This is a genomic window from Nocardioides litoris (genome assembly GCF_006346315.1).
Taxonomy (GTDB): domain Bacteria; phylum Actinomycetota; class Actinomycetes; order Propionibacteriales; family Nocardioidaceae; genus Nocardioides; species Nocardioides litoris.
In genome coordinates, this window is record NZ_VDMR01000008.1 from 360,714 (window position 1) to 379,433 (window position 18,720).

At 74.0% G+C, this 18,720-nt stretch carries 19 protein-coding genes and 1 rRNA gene; 1 reads left to right on the forward strand and 19 read right to left on the reverse strand.

Features of this window, described 5'->3' with window-relative positions; genetic code table 11:
* The 17 genes from aroH to FJQ57_RS19685 form a co-directional block, all read right to left on the reverse strand.
* Entirely contained in the window at positions 1–384 is a 384-nt protein-coding gene (gene aroH, locus FJQ57_RS19605; RefSeq protein WP_139983549.1) for a chorismate mutase, read from the reverse strand.
* Positions 385–415: 31 nt separating this feature from the next.
* On the reverse strand, positions 416–1,174 hold the full coding sequence (locus FJQ57_RS19610) for a pseudouridine synthase (RefSeq protein ID WP_139983551.1): 759 nt from the start codon (positions 1,172–1,174) through the stop codon (positions 416–418).
* The gene (gene scpB, locus FJQ57_RS19615; RefSeq protein ID WP_139983552.1) at positions 1,171–1,815 is read right to left on the reverse strand and encodes an SMC-Scp complex subunit ScpB; all 645 of its coding nucleotides are present in this window, start codon (positions 1,813–1,815) and stop codon (positions 1,171–1,173) included. Before scpB ends, FJQ57_RS19610 begins: the two co-directional genes overlap by 4 nt.
* Positions 1,812–2,669, reverse strand: coding sequence for a segregation and condensation protein A (locus tag FJQ57_RS19620; RefSeq protein ID WP_139983554.1), 858 nt, complete (start codon positions 2,667–2,669; stop codon positions 1,812–1,814). The genes scpB and FJQ57_RS19620 overlap by 4 nt, the downstream gene beginning before the upstream one ends.
* Positions 2,666–3,052, reverse strand: coding sequence for a hypothetical protein (locus FJQ57_RS19625; RefSeq protein ID WP_139983556.1), 387 nt, complete (start codon positions 3,050–3,052; stop codon positions 2,666–2,668). Before FJQ57_RS19625 ends, FJQ57_RS19620 begins: the two co-directional genes overlap by 4 nt.
* Positions 3,037–4,008, reverse strand: a complete 972-nt coding sequence (locus FJQ57_RS19630) for a ParA family protein (protein WP_211349151.1) — start codon at positions 4,006–4,008, stop codon at positions 3,037–3,039. Before FJQ57_RS19630 ends, FJQ57_RS19625 begins: the two co-directional genes overlap by 16 nt.
* 272 nt (positions 4,009–4,280) lie before the next feature.
* On the reverse strand, positions 4,281–6,884 hold the full coding sequence (locus FJQ57_RS19635; RefSeq protein WP_139983558.1) for a DEAD/DEAH box helicase: 2,604 nt from the start codon (positions 6,882–6,884) through the stop codon (positions 4,281–4,283).
* Positions 6,881–7,378: a hypothetical protein gene (locus tag FJQ57_RS19640; protein ID WP_139983560.1), complete on the reverse strand. Its 498-nt coding sequence runs from the start codon at positions 7,376–7,378 to the stop codon at positions 6,881–6,883. The genes FJQ57_RS19635 and FJQ57_RS19640 overlap by 4 nt, the downstream gene beginning before the upstream one ends.
* A 49-nt stretch (positions 7,379–7,427) precedes the next feature.
* Entirely contained in the window at positions 7,428–8,369 is a 942-nt protein-coding gene (gene xerD / locus FJQ57_RS19645; protein WP_139983561.1) for a site-specific tyrosine recombinase XerD, read from the reverse strand.
* 15 nt (positions 8,370–8,384) lie between these two features.
* A complete protein-coding gene (gene ald / locus FJQ57_RS19650) occupies positions 8,385–9,515 on the reverse strand; it encodes an alanine dehydrogenase (protein WP_139983563.1) in 1,131 nt (376 codons plus the stop codon).
* A gap of 83 nt (positions 9,516–9,598) precedes the next feature.
* Entirely contained in the window at positions 9,599–10,177 is a 579-nt protein-coding gene (locus FJQ57_RS19655) for an NUDIX domain-containing protein (RefSeq protein WP_139983565.1), read from the reverse strand.
* Positions 10,174–11,886, reverse strand: a complete 1,713-nt coding sequence (locus tag FJQ57_RS19660; RefSeq protein ID WP_139983567.1) for a CTP synthase — start codon at positions 11,884–11,886, stop codon at positions 10,174–10,176. The genes FJQ57_RS19655 and FJQ57_RS19660 overlap by 4 nt, the downstream gene beginning before the upstream one ends.
* 32 nt (positions 11,887–11,918) lie before the next feature.
* Positions 11,919–13,637 (reverse strand): DNA repair protein RecN, encoded by a 1,719-nt coding sequence (gene recN, locus FJQ57_RS19665; RefSeq protein WP_139983579.1) that lies wholly within the window; start codon positions 13,635–13,637, stop codon positions 11,919–11,921.
* A complete protein-coding gene (locus tag FJQ57_RS19670; RefSeq protein WP_139983581.1) occupies positions 13,634–14,572 on the reverse strand; it encodes an NAD kinase in 939 nt (312 codons plus the stop codon). Before FJQ57_RS19670 ends, recN begins: the two co-directional genes overlap by 4 nt.
* Positions 14,569–15,444, reverse strand: coding sequence for a TlyA family RNA methyltransferase (locus FJQ57_RS19675; protein ID WP_139983583.1), 876 nt, complete (start codon positions 15,442–15,444; stop codon positions 14,569–14,571). Before FJQ57_RS19675 ends, FJQ57_RS19670 begins: the two co-directional genes overlap by 4 nt.
* A gap of 2 nt (positions 15,445–15,446) precedes the next feature.
* Positions 15,447–15,644 (reverse strand): hypothetical protein, encoded by a 198-nt coding sequence (locus FJQ57_RS19680; RefSeq protein WP_139983585.1) that lies wholly within the window; start codon positions 15,642–15,644, stop codon positions 15,447–15,449.
* Between the two features lie 10 nt (positions 15,645–15,654).
* Positions 15,655–16,674 carry an HAD-IIA family hydrolase gene (locus FJQ57_RS19685; RefSeq protein WP_246081915.1) on the reverse strand — a complete coding sequence of 340 codons (1,020 nt, stop codon included), beginning with the start codon at positions 16,672–16,674 and terminating at the stop codon, positions 15,655–15,657.
* Between the two features lie 63 nt (positions 16,675–16,737).
* Between FJQ57_RS19685 and FJQ57_RS19690 the strand changes: the two genes are divergently transcribed.
* Positions 16,738–17,871 carry a DUF1015 domain-containing protein gene (locus FJQ57_RS19690; protein ID WP_170219517.1) on the forward strand — a complete coding sequence of 378 codons (1,134 nt, stop codon included), beginning with the start codon at positions 16,738–16,740 and terminating at the stop codon, positions 17,869–17,871.
* Here the strand turns inward: FJQ57_RS19690 and FJQ57_RS19695 are convergent.
* Together FJQ57_RS19695 and rrf are read right to left on the reverse strand one after the other, a co-directional pair.
* Entirely contained in the window at positions 17,831–18,202 is a 372-nt protein-coding gene (locus tag FJQ57_RS19695; RefSeq protein ID WP_139983591.1) for a single-stranded DNA-binding protein, read from the reverse strand. The two genes, FJQ57_RS19690 and FJQ57_RS19695, sit on opposite strands and share 41 nt — an antisense overlap.
* A gap of 182 nt (positions 18,203–18,384) precedes the next feature.
* A 5S ribosomal RNA gene (gene rrf, locus FJQ57_RS19700) occupies positions 18,385–18,501 on the reverse strand.
* Positions 18,502–18,720: the final 219 nt, after the last annotated feature.

The following is an 18,720-nucleotide window of genomic DNA, read 5'->3' on the forward strand; positions in this document are numbered from 1 at the left end:
CTACTGGTCGGGGACCGAGCGGACCCGGGTGAGGTCGGAGCGCAGGGCCGCGGCGCCGTGCAGGTAGCAGTGGGTGATCTCGCCGCGCGGCAGGTCGGTCTCCACGTGCGCCATCATCCGGACCACGCGGGGCATCGACCCCTCGATCTCCAGCTCGCGGGCGCACAGCAGCGGCACCTCGCCGAAGCCGAGCTGCCGCGCGGCGTACGCCGGGAACTCGCTGTGCAGGTCGCCGGTGGCGGTGAAGACCACCGAGATGAAGTCGTCGACGTCGAGACCGTTGGAGGTCATCACGTCGAGCACCATCTCGCTGACCCGCTCGAGCATCTGGTCGCGCTCGTCGACGTCGAGCTGGGTGGCCCCTCTCACCGCACGCACTGCCATGGCGGTCAGGCTAGGGCACGGCCGCGAACGGTCACCCCGAGGTGTCGCGGACGCTGTCGAGCAGCGAGCCCAGCTCATCGAGCGTCAGCTCGCGGACCTCGCCCGGCCGCAGGGACCCGAGCCGGACCGGTCCGAGGTCGGTGCGGGAGAGCTTGCGGACCGGGTGGCCGACCTGGTCCAGCAGCCGGCGCACGATGCGGTTGCGCCCCTCGTGGATGACGAGCTCGACGATGCTGCGCTCGGGGGTCGGCGAGACGACCTTGACCCGGGTGGGGTGCACGGGGCCGTCGTCGAGCTCGACGCCGGCACGCAGCCGCTCGGCGGTGGACCGGGTGACCTGGCCCGCCACCTCGGCGACGTAGGTCTTGTCGACCTCGAACGACGGGTGCGCCATCCGGTTGGCGAAGTCGCCGTCGTTGGTCAGCAGCAGCAGCCCGGAGGTGTCGGTGTCCAGGCGCCCGACGTGGAAGAGCCTCTCGGGGCGTTCGGCCACGAACTGCTCCAGCGTCGGCCGGCCCTCCGGGTCGCTCATGGTCGACACGACGCCGCGGGGCTTGTGCAGCACGAGGTAGACGAAGTCGGAGACCGGGGGCAGCAGCCTCCCGCTGACCCGGACCACGGCGGTGCGGGGGTCGACCTTGGTGCCGAGGCGGGTGACGACCTCGCCGTCGACCTCGACCTCGCCGTCGAGCATCAGCTCCTCGCACTTGCGCCGGGAGGCGACGCCCGACTGGGCCAGCAGCTTCTGCAGCCGCACCAGGCCGTCGTCGTCGACGGCGATGTCCCTCATGACGGCTCCCCGGCCTGCGCGGCGGCCGGCGGGGCCGTCGGCCCGGCCAGCATCTCCGACAGCTCGTCGTCGAGGTCGTCCATGTCGGGCAGGTACGGCGCCAGCTCGGGCAGCTCGTCGAGCGACTGCACCCCGATCCGCTCCAGGAAGTAGCCCGTCGTGCGGTAGAGCGTGGCCCCGTGCTCGCCGTCGCGGCCCGCCTCCTCGACCAGGCCGCGGGTCAGCAACGTGCGCATCACGCCGTCGACGTTGACCCCGCGGATCGCCGAGACGCGCGCGCGGGAGACCGGCTGCTTGTAGGCGACCACGGCGAGCGTCTCGAGCGCCGCCTGGGTCAGCCGGGCCTGCTGGCCCTCCAGCACGAACGCCTCGACCACGGCGGCGTACTCCTCGCGCGTGTAGTAGCGCCAGCCGCTGGCGACGTTGCGCAGCTCGAAGCCGCGCGCCTGCTCGGCGTACTCCGCGGCGAGCGCGTGCAGCGCCTCGACCACCTCCTCGGCCGGGTAGCCGGTGGCGGCCGCGAGGACCGTGGCGTCGAGCGGCTGGTCGGCGACCATCAGCAGCGCCTCGAGCGAGGGGTGCAGCGCGGCCACGGGCACGGCGAGCAGCTCCTCGTCGCGTTGGTCGGGTTGCTGGGTCACGGGGTCTCCTCCGGTACGGCGGGCAGCGGGGTGCCGTCGAACTCGTCGATGTCGATGGTCGCGACGGCCTGGGCCGCCTCCTCGTCGCCGGTCCACCGCACCGTCAGCTCGCCGAGGGCGCGGGCCTGCTCGAAGGCCACCGCGCCCTCGCGGAACAGCTCCAGCAGGGCCAGGAACCGGGCGACGGTGGTGAGGGTGTCGGGCGCGTCGCCGGCCAGGGCGCGGAAGGTGAGGGTGCCGCTGCGGCGCAGCCGGTCGACGACGATGCCGGCCTGCTCGCGCACCGAGACCGCCGGGGCGTGGATGTGGGCCAGGGCCACCTCGGGCTCCGGCTTGGGCTCCAGCGCCTTGGCCGCCAGCCCGGCGAACTGCTGCAGGCCGATGCCGATGAGCACCTCGGGCAGCAGGCCGGCGAAGCGCTCCTCCAGCCCGACCGCCCGCGGGTGGCGTAGCGACTCGTCGTCCAGGCGCCCCTCGAGCACGGTCGCGACCTGCTTGAACGCCTTGTACTGCAGCAGCCGGGCGAAGAGCAGGTCGCGTGCCTCCAGCAGCGCGAGGTCCTCCTCGTCCTCCACGTCGCCCTGCGGGAGCAGCCGGGCCGCCTTGAGGTCGAGCAGGGTGGAGGCGACCAGCAGGAACGACGTCGTCTGCTCGAGGTCCCAGACCTCGCCGCCCGCCTTGACGTGGGCGATGAACTCGTCGGTGACCCGCGACAGCGCGACCTCGGTGATGTCGAGCTTGTGCTTGGAGATCAGGCTGAGCAGCAGGTCGAACGGGCCCTCGAAGTTGTCCAGGCGCAGGGAGAACCCGGCGACCTCGGCCGGGGTCTCGACGGGGGTCGCGGCGGTGCTCACTCCTCGAGCAGACCGCGGACCAGCATGCTCTCGGCGCCCCGGGCGTGGAAGTCGGCGAGCACGAGGTCGATCGCCTCGCGGACCAGACGGCCCCGGTCGACGGCCAGGCCGTGCTCGCCGCGCAGCTCCAGCCGGGTGCGCTCGAGGTCGAGCAGCTCCTCGGAGGTGACGTAGACGGTCATCTTCTCGTCGTGCTTGATCCGGCCGCTGGCCCGCTTCTTGGCGGGCGTCCCCTCGGCCCCGTCGGGCTCGTCGGCGGCGTCGTCGGGACGGTCCGGCACGGCCCGGACCTGCGGCTTCCCCTCCGCAGGGTCCGGCTCGCCGGGGGCGACGGTCGGCCGGAACAGGTCGTCGGCCGCGGGCAGGCTCACTCGTCGGGCCACCGGGCCAGCACCTCCTTGGCCAGGTCGCGGTAGGACTCGGCGCCAGCCGAGGCCGAGGCGTAGGAGGTGATCGGCTCGCCGGCCACGGTGGAGTCGGAGAACTTCACGGTGCGGCGGATGACGGTGTGGAAGACCGCGTCGCCCCAGGCCTGCACCAACCGCTCCATGACCTCGCGGCTGTGCAGGGTGCGCCCGTCGAACATCGTGCCGAGCACGCCGTCGATCTCCAGCTTGGGGTTGAGCCGCTCGCGGACCTTGTCGATCGTGGTCTTGAGCAGCGCCACGCCGCGCAGCGCGAAGTACTCGCACTCCAGCGGCACGATCACGCCGTCGGAGGCGGTGAGCGCGTTGACCGTGAGCAGGCCGAGCGAGGGCTGGCAGTCGATCAGCACGACGTCGTACGCCGCCAGGGCGGGCTGCAGGACCCGCTGCAGGGTCTGCTCGCGCGCGACCTCGTGCACCAGCTGCACCTCGGCGGCGGACAGGTCGATGTTGGAGGGCAGCAGGTCCATGCCGGGCACACCGGAGGGCACGACCACCTCGTCGAGGGTGACGTCGCGCTGCATCAGGAGGTTGTAGACCGTCAGGTCCATCTCGTGCGGGTTGAGGCCGAGGCCGACCGACAGCGACCCCTGCGGGTCGAAGTCGACGAGCAGCACCTTGCGGCCCTGCTCGGCCAGCGAGGCCCCGAGGTTGATGGTGGTCGTGGTCTTGCCGACCCCGCCCTTCTGGTTGCACATCGACACCACGCGGGCCGGACGCCCGACGGGCGGCGGGCCGGGCTCGGGCAGCACCGGCTTGGGGCGTCCGGTCGGCCCGAGCTCGACCTTGCCCGCCGGGCGCTCGAACGGCAGCGTGGCCGCCAGCTGCTCGGGCCGGCCGTCGGTCGGGGACGGGGTGGCCCCGGTCGTCCGTGGCGGCATCGCGGGGGTGCCGACGAACGGTGCGTCAGTCATGGCTGCTCCTGGTGGTGGTCGTCGGGGTGGGGGCCGGCTGGTGTCGGTACGACCAGTCTCGATTGTCGACACGGCGACATCGGGGACGACTCGCCGCAGAGCGTAGGACCGTGTCGGGCATCGCGGCAGACCGGGGCTCCTCATCCCCAGGGCCGAGCCGGATCTGTGCACTCGTGGTGGACCGGACCCGCCTGCCCTCCACAGGTTTCCCCCTCCTGTGGAGCAATCTGTGGACGAGGCGGCCGACCCGCAAGGGTGGCGGCGGAGGGGCCTCAGGCGTCGGTGAGGCTGCGGAAGGCCACGGTGGCGAGCACCAGCTCGCCGGCCTCGTCGGAGGCGTCGAGGTCGGCCAGCGCCTCCACGACCCAGTCGCGGTCCCCCGCGGGGTCGGCCACCGTCTGGGTGACCCGCCACAGCCGGACGTCGGTGGGCCCCTCGTCGGGGTCGACCCCCGCCGGGACGCCGGTGGCGGGCTCGATGCGCAGCAGCTCGGGTCCGCGGGCGTCGGCGTCGGTGCCGACCTCGTCGTGGGCGGCGTAGTAGGCCTCGATCGCCGCGTCCCAGGCCGAGCGGCCCATCACCACCGCGCGGGGCGGGTCGAGCCGGTCAGCGGCGTCGCGCTCGAGCCGCATCAGGCCGTCCAGGTCGTCGCGGGCGACGAGCTCGACCCGGCGCCACATGGCGTTGCGGACCATGACCCGGAAGGCCCGGTCCTGCCGCGAGATCGGCCGCGGCGACGTCGGCACCTCGTGGTCGGTGACCGTGCGGGAGGCGTGGTCGGGGTCGGTGAGGGCCTCCCACTCGTCGAGCAGGGAGGAGTCGGTCTGGCGGATCGTCTCCCCCAGCCACTCCAGGAGGTCCTCGAGCTCGGGGGTGCGGTGCGCCTCGGGCACGGTCTGGCGCAGCGCCCGGTAGGCGTCGGTGAGGTAGCGCAGCACCAGCCCCTCGGCGCGGGCCAGCTGGTAGCGGGAGCAGAAGTCGTGGAACGACATCCCCTGCTCGTACATCTCGCGCACGACCGACTTGGGGTCGAGCGCGTCCTCGCGCAGCCACGGGTGCCGCTCGCGGTAGATCTCGTACGTCGCGCCGAGCAGCTCGGCCAGCGGCTGCGGCCAGGTGACCTGGTCGAGCAGCGCCATCCGCTCCTCGTACTCCAGGCCGTCGGCCTTCATCTCCGCCAGGGCCTCGCCGCGGGCGGCGTTCTGCTGGGCGAAGAGGATCACCCGGGGCGCCTCCAGGGTGGCCTCGATGACCGAGACGATCTCGACCGTGTGGTCGACCGACTCGGGGTCGAGCAGGTCCAGCGCCTCGATGGCGAAGTGCGAGAGCGGCTGGTTGAGGGCGAAGTCGTCGGGCACGTCGTCGGCCAGCACGTAGCGCCGGCCGAGGTCGTCGGGCTCGTCGAGCCGCACGACGGTGCCCGAGGCGACCAGGCTGCGGGCCAGGCGCAGGGCCCGGCGGGCCAGGCGCAGCTGCTGGCGCCGGGGCTCGTGGTTGTCGGTGAGCAGGCGCCGCAGCACCCCGAACGCGTCCTCGTCGCGGGAGAGGACGTTGACCAGCATCGCGTTGTCGACCTTCATCCTCGACACCAGCTGCTCGGGCACGCCCGCGACCAGCTTGTCGAAGGTCGCCTCGGTCCACACCACCGTGCCCTCCGGCGGCTTCTTGAGGTGGGCCTTGGAGTTCTTCTTGGGGTTGGCGGCGTTCTTGGCCGCGGCCTTGGCCTTGGCCCGCTCGTTCTCGATGACGTGCGGCGGCGCCTGGACGACGACGTAGCCGGCCGTGTCGAACCCGGCCCGCCCGGCCCGCCCCGCGATCTGCAGGAACTCGCGGGTCCGCAGCACGCGCGACCGGCTGCCGTCGTACTTGGCGAGGCCGGTGAACAGCACGGTGCGGATCGGGACGTTGATGCCGACGCCGAGGGTGTCGGTGCCGCAGATGACCCGGAGCTGCCCGGTCTGGGCGAGCTGCTCCACGAGGCGGCGGTAGCGCGGCAGCATGCCGGCGTGGTGGACGCCGATGCCCTTGCGCAGCAGCCGGGCCAGTGTCTTGCCGAACCCGGCGCCGAAGCGGAAGCCGACCGGCAGGTCGACGACGGTGCCCTTGGGCAGCCAGGGCGCGGTGAGCAGCGACGTGGCGTGCTCGACGGCGTCCTTCTGCGTGAAGTGGACGACGTACGCCGGGGCCTGCTGGGTCGTGACGACCTCCTCGAGCGTCTCGGCCAGCGGCGTCAGCGCCCAGGTGAAGGTGAGTGGCACGGGGCGCTCGGCACCGTCGACGACGGCGGTCTCGCGGCCCGTGCGGCGGGTCAGGTCGACGGCGAGGTCGGTGACGTCACCCAGGGTGGCCGACATCAGCACGAACTGGGTGCGGGTGAGCTCGAGCAGCGGCACCTGCCAGGCCCAGCCACGGTCGGGCTCGGCGTAGTAGTGGAACTCGTCCATGACGACGAGCCCGACGTCGGCGTCGGCCCCCTCGCGCAGCGCGAGGTTGGCCAGCACCTCGGCGGTGCAGCAGATGATCGGGGCGTCGGGGTTGACCGAGGCGTCGCCGGTCAGCATGCCGACGTTGTCGGCGCCGAAGACCGCGCACAGGTCGAAGAACTTCTCGTTGACCAGGGCCTTGATCGGGGCGGTGTAGAACGACACGCGGTCGTCGGCCAGCGCGGCGGCGTGGGCGCCGACGGCGACCAGGGACTTGCCGGTGCCGGTGGGGGTCGCCAGCACGACGTGGTTGCCGGCCAGGACCTCCATGATGGCCTCGTCCTGGTGCGGGTAGAGCGGCCTGCCGCCTTCCTCGGCCCACGCCGAGACGGCCAGGAAGACGTCGTCGGGCGCCGTGCCGGTCGCCGGCACCCAGGCTGGGGTGCCGCTCACCGTCCGACGCCGGTGACGTCGCAGGTACTGGCGACCCACGCCCGCGCCTCGGCGACCTCGCGGCCCTCGTCGGGGTCGAGCCCGCCCTCGACGGCGGCCAGGTCGGCGCCGGTGGCGTCGTCGGGCAGGGCCTCGAGCCGCTGCGAGAGCACGGCGAGCCCGGCGGCCTGGTCGTCGGTCATGTCCTCCGGGCGCGCCGCGGACCCGGCCTCGGTGATCGCCGTCCCCAGGTCGCGGTAGGCGTCGACCACGTCGGCCGGCACGGGCGCGGCCGGGTCGTCGGGCAGGGCGCCGCCCTCGGCGATGCGGGCGTACGCAGCCCGGAACGGCGCGCACAGGGCGCGGGCGGCCGCAGGGACGCCTGCGAGGTCGTCGGTGGGCGTCGACGACGGCTCCGCCGGCCCCGGGCCGTCGTCCCCGCTGCAGCCGGCGAGCAGGGCGACGCACACCACCGGCGCGAGCACCACGGCCACGAGGGGCGGGCGGAGGGTCATCGGGCTCCAGACGGGTCGTGGTGGTCGGGGCGGGTCGGGGTGCCGGCGGTCAGTCGCGGGCCCGGGGGTGGGCGGTCGCGAAGACCTGGCGGAGGTTGTCGACGGTGACGAGCGTGTAGACCTGCGTCGTGGTGACCGAGGCGTGCCCCAGCAGCTCCTGGACCACCCGGACGTCGGCGCCACCGTCGAGCAGGTGGGTCGCGAACGAGTGTCGCAGGGTGTGGGGCGAGACGTCGCGGGTGACCCCGGCGCGCTCGGCGGTCCGCACCAGCACCGCCCAGGCCGACTGCCGCGAGAGCCGGCCGCCGCGGGCGTTGAGGAACAGCGCCCCGCCCACGGCGCGGGTGCTGACCAGCTCGGGCCGGGCCCGGACGAGGTAGGCGTCGACGGCCTCGCGGGCGAACGACCCGACGGGGACCAGCCGCTCCTTGCCGCCCTTGCCGCGGAGCAGGACCGTGCCGTCGGCCGGGTCGAGGTCGTCGACGTCGAGGCCGACGGCCTCGGAGATGCGGGCGCCGGTGCCGTAGAGCACCTCGAGCAGCGCTCGGTCACGCAGGGCGAGGGCGGTGCCGGTCGACCCCGCCGCCTCGAGGATCGCCTCGACGTCGGAGAGCGGCAGGGCCTTGGGCAGCCGCTTGGCCGGCGCCGGTGGCTTGACCGCGGCCGCGGGGTCGACCACCGCGAGGCCGTCGGCGACCGCGAACCGGTGGAAGCCGCGCACGGCGACCACGGTCCGGGCCGCCGAGCTGGCCCCCAGCGGTGGGTGGTCGGCGTCGCCCTCGCGGAGCGCGACCAGGAAGGCCGTCACCGTCGCCTCGTCGACCGCGGCGAGGTCGTCGACGTCGCGGTGGGCGAGGAACTGCAGGTAGCGCCGGAGGTCGCGCCGGTAGGACGACAGGGTGTTGGCGGCCAGCCCCTTCTCGACCGTGAGGTGGTCGAGGTAGGTCCGCACGGCGCGCACCAGCGCCCCGTCGGTGGCCGCCGTGGTCATGGGTGTCGTCGCGCCTCAGGCGCCGGCGAGCACGTCGGCCGGGTCGACGGCGTCGATGCCGGTCGCCTGGCCGACGGGCACGTTGGTCAGGCGCCCGTCGTGGGTGTTGAGGCCCAGCGCGAGCGACCGGTCGGCCCGGCAGGCCTCGGCCCAGCCGCGGTCGGCCAGCGCGACGGCGTACGGGAGGGTGGCGTTGGTCAGGGCGTAGGTCGAGGTGTTGGGCACCGCGCCGGGCATGTTGGCCACGCAGTAGAACGTCGAGCCGTGCACCTGGAAGGTGGGGTCGGCGTGCGTGGTGGGCCGGGTGTCCTCGAAGCAGCCGCCCTGGTCGACGGCGATGTCGACCAGCACGGAGCCCGGCTTCATCTGCGCGACCAGCTCGTTGCTGACCAGCTTGGGGGCCGCGGCGCCGGGGATGAGCACGGCACCGATGACCATGTCGGCCTCGCGCACCTGCTGCTCCAGTGCCAGCTTGGACGACGCCAGGCCGTGGACGCGGTTGTTGTAGCGCCAGAACGACATGCGCAGCTTGTCGAGGTCGGTGTCGAGCAAGGTGACGTCGGCGCCCATGCCGAGGGCGATGTTGGCGGCGTTCTGGCCGGAGACGCCGGCCCCGATGATGACGACCTTGGCGTTGGCCACGCCGCCGACGCCGCCCATGAGCACGCCACGGCCGCCCTGGGCCTTGAGCAGGCTGTAGGCACCGACCTGGGGCGCGAGGCAGCCCGCGACCTCCGACATCGGGTAGAGCAGCGGCAGGCCGCCCGAGGGCAGCTGGACGGTCTCGTAGGCGATGCCGGTGACCTTGCGGGCCAGCAGCTCCTCGGTCAGCGGCTTGTCGGCGGCGAGGTGGAGGTAGGTGAAGAGGGTCAGGCCCTCGCGCATCCGGTCGTACTCCTCGGCGACCGGCTCCTTGACCTTGAGCACCAGGTCGACGCCGCCGTCGGTGCCCCAGGCGTCCTCCGCGGTGGGCACGATGGTCGCGCCCGCGGCAACGTACTCCTCGTCGGGGATGGAGGAGCCGAGGCCGGCCCCCTCCTGGACGACCACGTCGTGACCGTGGGCCGTCAGCTCGTGCACGCCGATCGGCGTGATGGCGACGCGGTACTCGTGGTTCTTGACTTCCTTCGGCACGCCGATGCGCACGTCTTGCTCCCTGGGTGTCGGGTTCTGGGTGGTGCGGGCTCGTGACCCGCGTCACGCAGGCTAGTGGCTCGCGACGACAGCTCTCAGACCAACCCGCGCGCCCGCGCGAGCAGGACGCACTGGATGACCGGGCCGTCGGCGACCCGCCCGTCGAGCACGGCGTCGTGCAGCTCGGAGAAGGGCACCCACGCCGAGGTCATGTCGGCCTCCTCGTGGTGCAGCTCGAAGTCACCCCGGTCGGCGGGGCTCAACCGGCGCGCGAGGAAGAGGTGCTGGACCTCCGTGGTGATGCCCGGCGAGGGGTACGACGACGCCAGGTGCGTCCACTCCTCGGCCTGCAGCTGGGCCTCCTCGCGCAGCTCGCGCCGAGCGACCGCGATCGGCTCCTCGTCGGCGTCGCCGTCGAGCAGCCCGGCGGGCACCTCGACGAACCGGCGGCCGGCGGGGTGGCGGTACTGCCACAGCAGCAGCACCCGGTCGTCGTCGTCGACGGCCAGCACGACCGCGGCGCCGGGGTGCTCGACCACGAGGCGCCGGGCGGTGGCGCCGTCGGGGGTGGTCACCCGGTCGGCCCGCAGCGCGACCACCCAGCCGTCGCGGTGGAGGTCCTCGGTGTCCGTGACCGGCCAGGAGGCCGGGGTGTCCCGCAGCGGCTCGCTCACTCGACCAGGGCCGGCGCGTCGGCGCCCTCGGCGACGTCGACCGGGTCGACGTCGATGGGGAACCGCAGCTCCTTCTGGCGCTCGATGGCCGCGCCGACGAGGCCGGCGAACAGCGGGTGCGGCCGGGTGGGCCGCGAGCGCAGCTCGGGGTGGGCCTGGGTCGCGACGTAGTAGGGGTGCTGCTCGCGCGGGAGCTCGACGAACTCGACGAGGTCGAGGTCGGGGTTGAGGCCGGAGAAGACGAGGCCGGCCGCGGCGAGGCGGTCGCGGTAGTCGTTGTTGACCTCGTAGCGGTGGCGGTGGCGCTCCTCGATCCGGGTGGCGCCGTAGGCCTGCGCGGCCACGCTGCCGGGGGTGAGCTCGGCGGCGTACAGGCCCAGGCGCATCGTGCCGCCGAGGTCGCCCGCGCCCCCGACGAACGCCTTCTGCTCCTCCATCGTCGCGATGACGGGCTCGGGCGTCTCGGGGTCGAACTCGGTCGACGCGGCGCCGGCCAGGCCGGCGACGGTGCGCGCGTACTCGATCACCATGCACTGCAGGCCGAGGCACAGCCCGAGGGTGGGGATGCCGTGGGTGCGGGTGAAGGTGAGCGCGCCGAGCTTGCCCTCCAGCCCGCGGATCCCGAAGCCGCCGGGGACCACGACCGCGTCGACGTCGCCGAGGTGGCGGGCGGCGCCGGCCGGGGTCTCGCACTCGTCGGAGGGCACCCAGCGCACGTGCACCTTGGCCTCGTGGGCGAACCCGCCGGCCCGCAGCGCCTCGACGACGGAGAGGTAGGCGTCGGGCAGGTCGACGTACTTGCCGACCAGCGCGACGGTCACGTCCTCCTTGGGGTGGTGGACCCGGCGCAGCAGGTCGTCCCACACGGTCCAGTCCACGTCGCGGAAGGGCAGGTCGAGGCGGCGCACGACGTAGGCGTCGAGGCCCTCGCGGTGCAGCACCTTGGGGATGTCGTAGATCGACGGCGCGTCGGCCGCGGTGACCACGGCGTCCTGGTCGACGTCGCACATGAGCGAGATCTTGCGCTTGATCGAGTCGGGCAGCTCGCGGTCGGAGCGGCACACGACCGCGTCGGGCTGGATGCCGACCTGGCGCAGCGCGGCGACGGAGTGCTGGGTGGGCTTGGTCTTCAGCTCGCCCGACGGGCCGATGTAGGGCACGAGCGAGACGTGCAGGAAGAAGCAGTTGTCGCGGCCGATCTCGTGGCGCACCTGCCTGGCGGACTCGAGGAACGGCAAGGACTCGATGTCGCCGACGGTGCCGCCGATCTCGGTGATGACCACGTCGATCTCCGGGCCGCCCATGGCCAGGATCCGGTCCTTGATCTCGTTGGTGATGTGCGGGATGACCTGCACGGTGTCGCCGAGGTAGTCACCGCGGCGCTCCTTGGCGATGACGCTGGAGTAGACCTGTCCCGTCGTCACGTTGGCGATCTGGCCGAGGTCGACGTCGAGGAACCGTTCGTAGTGCCCGATGTCGAGGTCGGTCTCCGCGCCGTCGTCGGTCACGAAGACCTCGCCGTGCTGGAACGGGTTCATCGTCCCGGGATCGACGTTGAGGTAGGGGTCGAGCTTCTGCATCGTCACCCGCAGGCCGCGCGAGCGGAGCAGTCGACCGAGGCTCGAGGCCGTCAGGCCCTTGCCCAGCGAGGAGGCGACACCTCCGGTGACGAAGACGTGCTTGGACTGGTCTACCGCGGCCGCCTTCACGGGACTCCATGCTATCGCAGCCACGGCCGGTCTCAGCCCTCGGCGCGCGCGGCCCCGGCGCGGGAGGGCTGAGCGACCTCCAGCAGCTCTCGGGCGTGGGCCAGGGCGGTGTCGGAGTCGGCGAGCCCGGCCAGCATCCGCGACAGCTCGCGCTCGCGTGCCTCGTCGTCGAGGACGGCCAGGCCCGAGGTGGTGACCGACCCGTCACTGGCCTTGCGCACCAGGACGTGCCGGTCGGCGTACGCCGCCACCTGGGGCAGGTGGGTGACGACGAGGACCTGCGCCGAGCGCGCCAACCGGGCCAGGCGTCGTCCGACCTCGACCGCAGCCGCCCCACCGACGCCGGCGTCGACCTCGTCGAAGACGAACGTCGGCACCGGGCTGGTGCCGGCCAGCGCGACCTCGAGGGCGAGCATCACGCGGGACAGCTCGCCACCGCTGGCGCCCTTGGACAGCGGACGCGGCTCGGCGCCAGTGTTGGCGGCGAGCAGCAGCTGCACGTCGTCGGCGCCGTGGGCGGCGGGCTCGGCCGGCTCGACGCTGATGGCCAACCGCGCGTGGGGCATGGCCAGCAGGGTCAGCTCGTCGGTGACCTGCTTCTCCAGCCGCCGTGCGGCCTTGGCGCGCGCGGTGTGCAGCGCCTCGGCGGCGGTCGTGAGCTCGGCCTGGAGCTCCTCGCGCCGCGCGGTCAGGGCGGCGATGCGTTCGTCGGTGCCGTCGAGGTCGAGCAGCCGCTGCGCGGCTTGGGCCGACCAGGCCAGCACCTCGTCGATGGTCTCGCCGTACTTGCGGGTGAGCGCGGTCAGGCCGGCGCGTCGCTCGGAGACCGCGGCCAGGCGGGCGGGGTCGGTGTCGATGCCCGAGGCGTACGACGCCACGTCGGCCGCCACGTCGGAGACGAGGTAGGTCACCTCGGCCAGGCGGTCGGCCAGCCCGGCGGCCTCGGGGTCGTGCTCGCGGACGCTCTCGAGGAACCCGCGGGCGGCCGAGGTGGTGCCGAGCGCGTCCGGCCCGCCGTGCTCGCTGGAGAGAGCCTCGCGGGCCTGCTCGGCCGCGGCCCGCAGGGTGTCGGCGAACCCGAGGCGGGTCTCCTCGGCGGCCAGCTCGGCGTCCTCGCCCGGCTGCGGGTCGAGCGCCTCGACCTCGCCGAGGCCGAAGCGCAGCAGGTCGGCCTCGCGCGCCCGCTCGCGGGCGCTGGCGGTGACCTCCTCGAGCTCGCGCCGGGTCTCCTCGAGGGCGCGGTAGGTGCGCTGGTAGGTGGCCAGGACCTTGGCGACCGCGGCGCCGCCGAAGCGGTCGACCGCGTCGCGCTGGGCGCGGGGCAGCAGCAGCCGGTGCTGGTCGGACTGCCCGTGCACGGCGACCAGCGGCTCGGCGACCTCGGTCAGCCGCGCCACCGGGACGGCCGCGCCTCCCACGAACGCGCGGGAGCGGCCCTCGGCCGAGACGTTGCGGGCCAGCACCACGGTGCCGCCGTCGGGGCCGTCCTCGACCTCGCCGCCGACCTCGTCGACCGCGCGGACGAAGGCCTCGAGCCCGTCGGTGCGCACCACGCCCTCGACCCGCGCCTGCCGGGCGCCGGTGCGGACCGCGCCGCTGTCGGCCCGGCCGCCGAGCAGCAGGCCGAGCGCGGTGACCACCATCGTCTTGCCCGCGCCGGTCTCACCGGTGATGACGGTCAGGCCGGGGCCGAGCTCGAGCACGGAGGAGTCGATGACCCCGAGCGAGCCGATGCGGATCTCCTCGATCACAGCCGACCTCCCCCGCCCTGCAGGCGGCGCTCGCCGGCGCCGCGCCACCCCTCGACGTTGAGGTCGAACTTGGCGACCAGCCGGTCGGTGAACGGGGCGCGCTGCAACCGGGCCAGCCGGACCGGCCGGGGTCCGCGGCGTACCTCGATGCGGGCGCCGGGCGGGAGGTCGACCGTGCGTCGACCGTCGCACCAGAGCACCCCGAACCCGTCGGTGCGCTCGAGCACGTCGATGGCGATGACCGAGCCGGGCGCGACGACCATGGGCCGGGCGAACAACGCGTGCGCGCTCAGCGGGACCAGGCACAGCGCCTCGACCTCGGGCCAGACCACCGGTCCCCCGGCGCTGAAGTTGTAGGCGGTGGAGCCGGTGGGCGTCGCGCACACGACGCCGTCGCAGCCCCAGCGCGAGAGCGGGCGTCCGTCGACCTCGACCAGCACCTCGAGCATCCGCTCGCGGGCCGCCTTCTCGACGCTGGCCTCGTTGAGGGCGAACGTCCGGGCCACCACCTCGCCGTCGCGGTGGACCTCCACGTCGAGGGTGAGGCGGTCCTCGACGGAGTAGCCGCCGGCCACGACGGCCGCGATCGTGTCGTCGACCTCCTCGGGCTCGGCCTCGGCCAGGAACCCGACGTGCCCGAGGTTGACTCCCAGGACCGGCGTGCCGCTGTCGTGGGTCAGCTCGACCGCGCGCAGGATGCTGCCGTCGCCGCCGAGGACCACGGTGAGCTCGCAGTCGCGGCTGGCGTCGGTCTCGGACTCGGTGAGCTCGATGCCGCGGGCGTCGTCAGGTGCCAGCCCGAGGTCCTTGGCCTCGGCCGCCACGAGCCGCACGACGACCCCCTCGGCGGTGAGGCCCTCGACGAAGGCGAGTGCGACGGCGCGCGCCTCCGCCCGGCCGGTGTGGGCCAGCAGGAGGACGCGACGGGGACTCATGGCTCCAGCCTCTCACCCGGCACCCCCAGGACGGCGGCGCCGCCCTCGGCGTGCACAGACGGGGCAGGCGGCTCGACGTGCACAGCCCGGTCGATGTTGTCGGGGGCCAGGACCGCGGGTCCCCGCTGCAGCCAGAGGAAGAACTCGACGTTGCCCGACGGCCCGGGCAACGGGCTGCGGGCGACCTGGCGGGCTCCCCACCCGCGCGCGGCCGCCTCGGCGGCCACGTGGCGGACGGCCTCGGCGCGCAGCGCGGGGTCACGGACCACCCCGCCCTTGCCCACCCGCTCCTTGCCGACCTCGAACTGCGGCTTGACCATGAGGGCGAGGTCACCGTCGGCGGCGGTCACGGCGAGCAGGGCGTCGAGCACCAGCACCAGGGAGATGAAGGAGAGGTCGCCGACGACGAGGTCGACGGCCCCGCCGATGAGGTCGGGCGTGAGCTCGCGGACGTTCTGGCGGTCGTGGACCTGCACCCGCTCGTCGCTCTGCAGCGACCAGGCGAGCTGGCCGTAGCCGACGTCGACCGCCACGACCTCACGGGCCCCGCGGCGCAGCAGGACGTCGGTGAACCCGCCCGTCGAGGCACCCGCATCGAGGCACCGCCGCCCCGCGACCCGCAGGCCGGCGGGCTCGAACACGTCCAGGGCCCCCGCGAGCTTGTGCCCGCCCCGGGAGACGTAGTCGGGCCGGTCGGGGTCGACGGCGACCACGATGGCGACGTCGGTGGTCACGCCGGTCGCGGGCTTGGTGGCCACCGCGCCCGAGACCTTGACCCGTCCGGCGGTGACCAGCTCGGCGGCGTGCTCCCGGGACCGGGCGAGCCCGCGGCGGACCAGCTCGGCGTCGAGCCGGAGTCGGCGAGGCGGCACGCTCAGGCCGTGCCGGGGTCGTCGAGCGCCCGCCGCAGCTCGGCGTGCGCCTGCTCGAGCACCACGACCTGCTCCGCCGGCGGCGCGTCGGCCGCGGCGGCCACCGCATCGAGCACGGCGTCGACCCGCGGCACCCCGGTCGGCTCGGGCCGCTCGGCCGGGAGGTCGGGCTCGTCGAGCGGGTCGGGCAGGTCGGACATGGCGCCGAGGCTACCCGGCGCCACCCCCGCTCCCAGGCACGGGCGGCGTGACGCCGTCGACGTCGACGGGCTCGCCCTCGGCGTCGAGCCAGGCCCATCCGGCCGCCGCCGCCGCACGCCACCAGGCCGCCTCCGGGCCCCTGCCCTCGACCGACAGCCGGCCCTCGGTCGACCGGGCGGTCCAGCCCTCGCAGGTCCAGGCGCCGTCGGACTCCTCCGGGGCCAGGTGCGGCTCGCGCAGCGCCCGCAGGTCCAGGCCGATGTAGGACGGCCGCTCGGCCTCCGCGGCCGACACGAGCTCGGGCAGCCCGGTCACGCCGGTGAGCACGAGCAGGGTGTCGAAGCCGGCGGCGCGGCCGCCCTCGATGTCGGTGTCGAGCCGGTCCCCGACCATCAGCGGGCGCTCGCCACCGACCCGACGCACGGTCTCGTCGAGCAGCGGCCGGGCCGGCTTGCCCGCGACCACGGGCTCGACCCCGGTGAACCGGCGCAGGGTGTCGACCAGCACGCCATGGCCCGGCGCGACGCCGTACGGCGTCGGGATCGAGGCGTCGGTGTTGCTGGCGACCCACCACAGGCCGTCGCGGATCCGCACGGCCCCGCGCATGATGTCGCCCCACAGGACCTGGGGACCGTACCCCGTGACCAGCGCGTCGGCGTCGGCGTCCACACGCACCGCGACGAGGTCGCGCTCGGCCAGGGCGACCTCGAGGCCCTCACCACCCAGCAGGACGACCCGGGCGCCGGCACCGAGCCGGTCGGCGAGCACGGAGGCGGCGGCCTGGGCCGAGGTGACGACGTCGGCCACCTCGGCCGGGACGTCGAGGTCGGTCAGGTGCGCGGCGACCCGGGACGGCGGACGGCTCGCGTTGTTCGTGATGAACGCGACCCGCAGCCCGGCCTCGCGTGCCGCGGCCAGGTGCTCGGCCGCGCCGGGCACCGCGTCCGGACCGACGTAGACCACGCCGTCGAGGTCGAGCATGGCCAGGTCGTAGGCCCGCCCCAGCGGGTCGGCGCAGGTGAGCAGCACGGAGCCACTCTCCCAGGCGCGGGCTGCGCGGCCGGCCCTGGCTCGCCTCGTAGGCTGAGGCGGGTGGACCAGGCGCCGGTGACACCCCCGCTCGTCGCGGGTCCGTTCCGCCTCGAGCCCTTCCGAGCCCTGCGCCTGACCGGCACCCGGATCGCCGACCCGGCCTCGGCCCGCGCCCTGGCGCGGCCCTACCGCGAGGTGCGCCGGCGGCTGCGCGCCTGGGAGGAGCGGGGGCTGCTCGTCCAGGACCCGGAGCCGTCGCTCTACCTGCACGAGTACACCGTGAGCGGGATGACGGTGCGCGGCCTGGTCGGGGCCGTCGACGTCTCGCGCCGGGCCACGCGGCTGGACCAACGCGTGATCCTCCCGCACGAGGGCGTCTACCCCGCCCAGGCCGACGACCTCGCCGACCGGATGGACGAGATGGGCGTCAACCCCGCCCCCATCCTCCTCGTGCAACGCTCGCCCGCGCCGTTGCGGGACCTGCTGCGGCAGGTGCGCGAGACCGAGGCCGACCAGGTCGTCGACCGCGCCGGCCAGCTGCACCGCGTCTGGCGACTCACCGACCCCGACCTGCAGCGACGCGTGGCGGAGCACCTGGCCCCGACGAGTGCGCTGATCGCCGACGGCCACCACCGCTACGCGGCCTACCTCAAGCTGCAGCAGCGCCATCCCGGCACTCCCGCCGACCGTGGGCTCGCGATGGTCGTCGACCACGACGACACCCCCCTGTTCCTCGGCGCCATCCACCGCGTCCTGCACGGCTCGTCCCTGCGCGACCTCGTCGACGCCGCGACGGCCCTGGGGATCGTGGTCCGGGAGGCCACGCACGAGGGTGCGCTCGCCGCGCTCGGGCCGGCCACGCTGGTCGCGACCGACGGCAGCACCTGGGTCGTGGTCGAGCTGGCGCTGGACGACGACCGGGTCGAGGTCGAGGTCCTGCACGAGCGCCTCGTGCCGTCCCTGGGCCACGGCCCGAGCCGGACCACCTACCACCACACCGCCCAGGACGCCCTGCACCAGGCCGGCCCCGACCACGGCATCGCCGTGCTGATGCCGGCCCCGACGCTCGACCAGGTCGACCAGGTCGTGCGCGCGGGGCGCCTGCTGCCCGAGAAGGCCACGTCGTTCCAGCCCAAGCCGACGTTCGGCGTCGTCATCCGGTCCTGGCGCGACGAAGCAGCTTCGCCCGACTGACGTCCACCTCCGTCCGCGACACCCGACCCGCCCCGGTCGAGAAGAACCGGCGGCGCAGCGCCCCGTGCACCTCGACCACGTCGTCGGGCCGCCACCCCAGCGCCGACCGCTTGACGCGGGCGGTCCAGGTCACGCAGTCCAGTGCGTCCACCGTCGTGCGACCGACCGAGCCCGGCGGACGGGCCACCACGACCAGGAACGACACCAGGGTGTCGCCGCTGGGCATCGTCCGTTCCTGGGGCTCGCCGGACACCCTGCCGACCAGCACCACCTCGTTGACTGGGCCGCCGACCTCGGCGCCCACCTGCGTCTCGTGCTCCTGTGCGGTCATCGCACCATCACCTCCGACCACGAGCCTGGCGGCGGCCACCGACAGGCGGACCCCCGCGGGAGCAGGTCTGTGGAGGACCGGCACCGTGCGGGTTCTTGTGGACGTTCCGGCACATCCACTCCGCGGCGGGCCGCAAAAACACAACAGGGCGACCCCGAAGGGTCGCCCTGTTGCGAATGCTTGTCCGGCGGCGTCCTACTCTCCCACAGCCTCGCGGTTGCAGTACCATCGGCGCTGGCAGGCTTAACTTCCGGGTTCGGTATGGGTCCGGGTGTTTCCCTGCCGCTATGGCCGCCGTAACTCTATGAACCCCATCAACTTGCCCCGTGGTGGCACCAGTGGTGGGTGCCCGCCCCCAGGGTGGTGGGGTTGGTTCTTGTAGTGGACGCGACATGCGCTAGGTGCGCGTGGGTGTGGTGGTGTGGTGTTGGTTGAGGGTTTGTGTGGCAAGCCCTCGGCCTATTAGTACCGGTCGGCTAGGCATCGCTGCTGTACACCTCCGGCCTATCAACCCCATG

What these genes read in the sequence shown, in the direction of transcription:
- FJQ57_RS19640 (WP_139983560.1), bottom strand. Translation starts at nt 7,378, where the DNA reads ATGACCCTCCGCCCGCCCCTCGTGGCCGTGGTGCTCGCGCCGGTGGTG.
- FJQ57_RS19610 (WP_139983551.1), bottom strand. Translation starts at nt 1,174, where the DNA reads ATGAGGGACATCGCCGTCGACGACGACGGCCTGGTGCGGCTGCAGAAG.
- aroH (WP_139983549.1), bottom strand. Translation starts at nt 384, where the DNA reads ATGGCAGTGCGTGCGGTGAGAGGGGCCACCCAGCTCGACGTCGACGAG.
- FJQ57_RS19630 (WP_211349151.1), bottom strand. Translation starts at nt 4,008, where the DNA reads ATGACTGACGCACCGTTCGTCGGCACCCCCGCGATGCCGCCACGGACG.
- FJQ57_RS19695 (WP_139983591.1), bottom strand. Translation starts at nt 18,202, where the DNA reads ATGACCGCACAGGAGCACGAGACGCAGGTGGGCGCCGAGGTCGGCGGC.
- FJQ57_RS19670 (WP_139983581.1), bottom strand. Translation starts at nt 14,572, where the DNA reads ATGAGTCCCCGTCGCGTCCTCCTGCTGGCCCACACCGGCCGGGCGGAG.
- xerD (WP_139983561.1), bottom strand. Translation starts at nt 8,369, where the DNA reads ATGACCACGGCGGCCACCGACGGGGCGCTGGTGCGCGCCGTGCGGACC.
- FJQ57_RS19680 (WP_139983585.1), bottom strand. Translation starts at nt 15,644, where the DNA reads ATGTCCGACCTGCCCGACCCGCTCGACGAGCCCGACCTCCCGGCCGAG.